Genomic DNA, 5,049 nt, shown 5'->3' on the forward strand with positions numbered 1-5,049 from the left:
GTACAGAAAAATCCCCGGGCGATGCCCGGGGACTTGTGTATAAGATACTGCCATAAAGTGGCATCTATTCGGACTGCTACCGCCTCAACTGACCGAATCATTACCAAAAAGGTGAGCCAACGTACTCCCCGGTCTGTATGTCATAGCCATTGGAAACAAGCCGGATCGAACTTTTTTTTCTGACTACATTACCCGCAGCCTCGTTCTTTGGTGCAGCGAGCAAGCCATAGAACATCCCTCCAATAAGAGCTCCCTGCCAAGCAAACAAGGCCACCAGCCCCCAGAAGGCAAGGCCCACCCAGTAGTTCTTGTGGAGCAGATCAAGCACGGGTTTGAGCCAGTAAACAACTGGGATGGCTAAAACGGCATAACACCAGCCAGTGACCTCAAGCATTGCCCAGCCAAGGACGACAACAGCCATCAAAAATATATTAATTAAATCTTTCATGGTGACCTCCTTTAATGTGTCACATTCATATTATCGTGATTTGATAAAATGCAATCTTAAGCAAGCAATGATTTTTGAGTTAAGGTATAGGATAATATTTATTAGTAAAGTCGGTAGTATTAGTACTCACGGCTGAAAATTTTCACATATGAAGTTATCTGAGCTGCCTTGGTTACTGCCTAAAGAGAGTGCATATTTATTGAGCGCCACAACGCTTGCAAACGAGCAAAAAGCCGCACGGAGGCGACCAGTGGTGCGATTTTTTATCAGAATGGGTAGACAAAGAGCTCTGGTTTCCCTTGTTCAAGCAGGTAGGGAAATACGATCTTGTCGCTATTATTCATTTTGACTTGTTGAGGTGCTAGGTACAGGAAGGCCCAAACTGGTAGCCTCTCACTGATCTTGCTGTATACGGCTTGTTCTGGTGCGTGGCTAGCCGCTCCATTCGTAACGTTAATAAAATTAAAATCCGTGTCATGGCCGGAAGTGAATGCATAAGCATCCCCTTGAACTCCAGTAATAAAGGCTGGTGCCTTGTCTTGATTCGGCTCTACGATTCGTACCTTAATAGAGCACATATCCGAGACCTTGCTTTTACCGTTGGTCCAGGTCGGACAATCCCATTCGTTGCTGTAAAAATGATATGTCAGATTGCCATCTTTGTCGTACAGCAGGTCGAATTTTATACCCAGTTCGGTCAGAGATGACTCGATAGAAAGCTTCACATGCGAAATCAATTTGGTCTGAGCATCGGCTGACGATGCGGCCTCATTTACAGGCATCCAGGCTATCAAGCTATTCCGGGCACCATGCTGCTTGGAGCCAAACGCCCAATTAGCCATGTTGACTACCCCACCTTGCCAGTTTGATAGGCCTCCCACACTGGGAGCGATATAGCCGGACATCACATAAGCTGCACCAAAGGTTTTGGTATCTGTCATGCGTTCCAACTGGTCACGTGGCACTGCTGCATCCTTAATTCCACTAATCAAACCACCAGCCTCGGCGATGTTGTAGGCGCGACTGTGATCTGCCTTGTACTGGTAGCTATTTGGTGTCATGGCACAACCAGAGGCAGAGGCCAACCACAGCCCGGTTGCAACGATTATGGTGGTTAGTTTTTTCATCATTAGCATGTCTCGTGTGGGACCATTTATAGTGGTGCCATGAATCCTATAAAAAGCAACGCAATGCACCTATCTGATTGAAAATATTGAGAATGTGCGCGTGGTGAACATTTTTACCGTTGCGGGATAGAACGCCTAAGCTGGGCTGCAACATTAATGACCTGAGGTGTTGTAACAACCCACAGTGAGCTACATAGGAGCTCTGGCTTGGATGTTCTACCGGTTTTTTCGATCCGCATCTTTCACCTGTGAAATTTTAAGTTTCTCTCTGTAGAGATATGCAGCAGCTACCGCAACGCCGAGAAGGAAAAGGAATAGAGTGACCAAAATTACGATGCTGTTCATAAAACGTCCTCCACATGGTATGGAAAACTATGCATGACGTAGTTGAAATTATCAATAAGTTATTGATTTATATGTAACTTTGTCTTTTCGGAACAAAGTTCAATTGCAGGCTTTTACAAAAGCGCTGCTCGGTGTTGTGGGGCCCGCCAGTTGACTAGCTTTATATTATTTTTCATATAGATAGCCCCAGGGTGCATTCCGATACCATCGTAGCCGATAGCTCATTAATCCCTCCCTGAGGCTGTACTGGAAACTACCTACACGATGGCTTGGTCAGGAACAGTGGCCGTTTTTGTAATTCGTTTGCGCTGAGAGCCGCGTCATTACAGAACGCCCATCTCATCGAGGTGCTGGATCAGTGTGCCTAGTAGACGTTGGCTGCTGCAAGAAAGCCGACGCAACTGCATCAACTGATTATTGAGTTGGCGTATCAGGGCAAAGCCCTCCTCTGTAGCCAAAATGACTCGTTTTTCCCAGTCATGTGCAGGTGTAAATGTCGCTTTGTAATACGAAAACTGACCATTGCGCGGCAGGTAATGGCTAAGAACCTTGTGCTTACCCGATCCTTTTGGCTGTTCAATGAATTGGTTGTAGTACCAGTGGCATTCCAGCTTGAATTGACGAACTCGAGCCCTGCAACCGAAATGTCCCGGATAACCGGAGGTCTGCCTGGTTCTGTGTGCTCGATTGTGTTGCCAAAAATAGTCGCACAGTCGATTCGCTAAAAACTCGTAACGTCTCTGCTCAATCTCCGCCATGTCATGGATGGCGATGAGGTACTCCCCGCACTGCTGTAGTGCCATACGGGTGGCGTTATCCCGATCTGCTTGAGTCGTCTGTTTGCGACTGATTGTTCGCCATGCCTCTGCCATGCGGGAAATGTTCTGCTGTGTCATGCATCCTCCTTCTCTTGGTGATGACACTACAGATGTTAAACAGGAGGCTGCAAAAACCTGCGCTCTGTATCTGCCCTTTTGGGGCGTTCGGAGAGATATTGCAGGTCCCAAGATGATTACTCCCGCTCCAAAGACCTATCCAATTCCTTTCCAATAGCTTATCTGATGTGGGACCCATCAATAATGAGCAATCGAGGTCAGCTACTTGGTGCTGAGACCTTTGAGCGGTCGTTCCATAAAGAATGTGAGACCTGCCCGGCGTTGTTGCCCAAATCCGTCTAGCCCAAACAGGACTTCTGACACGATGGAAGCTCTGACCACCCAAATCCCCTTTCGTGTCAGCTTTATGGACAAGTCGCTTCACCCTGTCGTCAACTGGTCGCAGTACAACCAATTCCTCATTAACCGAGGTTCCCTCACCTTCTTGGTGGATGCCGCAGCCATGAAAAACTGGTTCCATCAGGACCACCATGCCCGACCGGGACGCAGCCCGCGCTTCACCGACCAGACCATCTGCACCTTTCTGATGCTCAAAGGGATTTTCAGCCTTTCCCTGCGGGCGACCCAGGGCCTGCTCGACTCGCTGCTTACGCTGATGAATGTGCCGCTGTGTGCGCCCGATTACACTTGCGTCAGCAAGGGTGCCGGCTCGCTCAAGGTGGTCTACCGGCAGCCTCCCAAAGGCAGGATAACGGACCTGGTCATCGACCCCACCGGTTTAAAAGTCTTTGGCGAAGGGGAGTGGAAAGTGCACAAGCACGGCAAAGAGCAGGGTCGGGTCTGGCGCAAGCTTCATCTGGCGGTGGATCCGACCAGCCACGACATCGTGGAGGCCGAAGTCTCGCTGGAGAATGTCCATGATGCCGAGGTCTTGCCCACCCTACTCAATCCACTGCGCCGCACCTTGGGTACGGTGTATGCAGATGGCGCTTACGACACCAAAGCCTGCCATGCATTGATACGGCACAAAAGGGCCACAGCTTGCATTCCCCCACGCAAGAATGTGGGACTCTGGGAGGAGGGACATCCGCGTAATGATGCGGTATTGGTCATGCGCTAGGCGGGGCTCCCCACTGGAAGAGTGGCATCAGGTCATCATCGGCGCTCGTTAGCGGAAACGGCGATGTCGCGGTTCAAGCAGCTGTTGGTGGGAAAGCTGGGCTTGCGAAATTACAACACTCAGGTGGGTGAAGTGATGGCGTATGTGTGCGCCATGAACAAACTGAACGCTCTAGGTCTGCCTGTTAGAAAGCCCCAAGCGTAGCTATCCCTCGGGGCTGGGGGAATGGCGTTTCAATGACCGATTTAGGCAACAACGCCACGAAGTAGTCAAAACTTCCCCTTAATATGGTTACTTTTCTGAAGTTTTATGTTTGAGTGATATTTGTTCACTATCAAGGTCAATCAATCGCGGTACTTTTACGCCATTAGACTGCGACATTTGAGCTGCAGTGGCTCTTGCAATAGTTCCATGTTCCACGATACAAATTTCAAGGCCGACAGCGATATGTTTCATCAAAGCCTCAGACAGCTGTTTTTCTGCTTGCGCCGGTTTGCCCAGATAGTCATTGTTTAGTTCGACCCACACGACAACCGTATCTCTCTCGAGCGAATCTCGATACCGGACAAGTACAGCTTTATCGGTGCACGCCTGCCACTCAACAATATCCAGTACAAATTCTGGATATAGATTTTGACCTTTGACTTTCACTTGATGATCGACGCGTCCGATTATCGCCCCCAGTCTTGGACCATAGCGACCACAAGTGCAACGCTGCGTTGACAATTCGCTGGCAATATCTCCTGTCGCGTAACGCACCGCCGCAAATCCCCGCGGCTGGGTCAACGTGGTGACGACCACTTCGCCCGGTTCGCCCTCTTTCACAGGTCGGCCCGTCTCTGGATTAAGAAGCTCCACATGCAAGTAGTCATCATTAATGTGAAAACCGTTGTGTTGATTGCATTCGAATCCGATGGATCCGATCTCGCTGCATCCGTATTCATTGAGCATTAACTCGAAGCCCCAAACCTCCTTCACTTTTTGCGCAGCCGCGGTTAGACGGTTATTGGCATCAAAAGAAGCACAAGCTGCCAGATACGCTACCTTAGGTAATAAATCTTTGCTTGGAAAAGCGTCCCCCAGCCGCTCAGCAATCTCCAGCAGGAATAGTGGATTTCCGACGATAAATTTAGGGCGATGGTATTTCATGATATCGACCAAGCGGTTCACACG

The 5,049-nt window shown here is 49.3% G+C and carries 4 protein-coding genes and 1 pseudogene; 1 reads left to right on the forward strand and 4 read right to left on the reverse strand.

Features of this window, described 5'->3' with window-relative positions; all coding sequences use genetic code 11:
• Positions 1-100: 100 nt before the first annotated feature.
• From LG30_RS0112880 to mobI, 3 genes are all read right to left on the reverse strand, one after another.
• Positions 101-448: a hypothetical protein gene (locus tag LG30_RS0112880; protein WP_033131112.1), complete on the reverse strand. Its 348-nt coding sequence runs from the start codon at positions 446-448 to the stop codon at positions 101-103.
• Positions 449-714: 266 nt separating this feature from the next.
• A complete protein-coding gene (locus LG30_RS0112885; protein WP_238566432.1) occupies positions 715-1,578 on the reverse strand; it encodes a hypothetical protein in 864 nt (287 codons plus the stop codon).
• A 665-nt stretch (positions 1,579-2,243) separates the two neighbouring features.
• Positions 2,244-2,816 (reverse strand): conjugative transfer protein MobI(A/C), encoded by a 573-nt coding sequence (gene mobI / locus LG30_RS0112890; protein ID WP_052101042.1) that lies wholly within the window; start codon positions 2,814-2,816, stop codon positions 2,244-2,246.
• Between the two features lie 346 nt (positions 2,817-3,162).
• Between mobI and LG30_RS21610 the strand changes: the two are divergent.
• Positions 3,163-4,080 (forward strand): annotated as a pseudogene (locus tag LG30_RS21610) (IS5 family transposase).
• An 87-nt stretch (positions 4,081-4,167) separates the two neighbouring features.
• On the opposite strand, the gene LG30_RS0112905 reads toward LG30_RS21610, so the two are convergent.
• On the reverse strand, positions 4,168-5,049 hold an 882-nt coding region (locus tag LG30_RS0112905), incomplete at its 5' end, for a phenylacetate--CoA ligase family protein (protein WP_152599253.1).

This window comes from Aeromonas aquatica (genome assembly GCF_000764655.1).
GTDB classification, from domain to species: Bacteria; Pseudomonadota; Gammaproteobacteria; order Enterobacterales; family Aeromonadaceae; genus Aeromonas; species Aeromonas aquatica.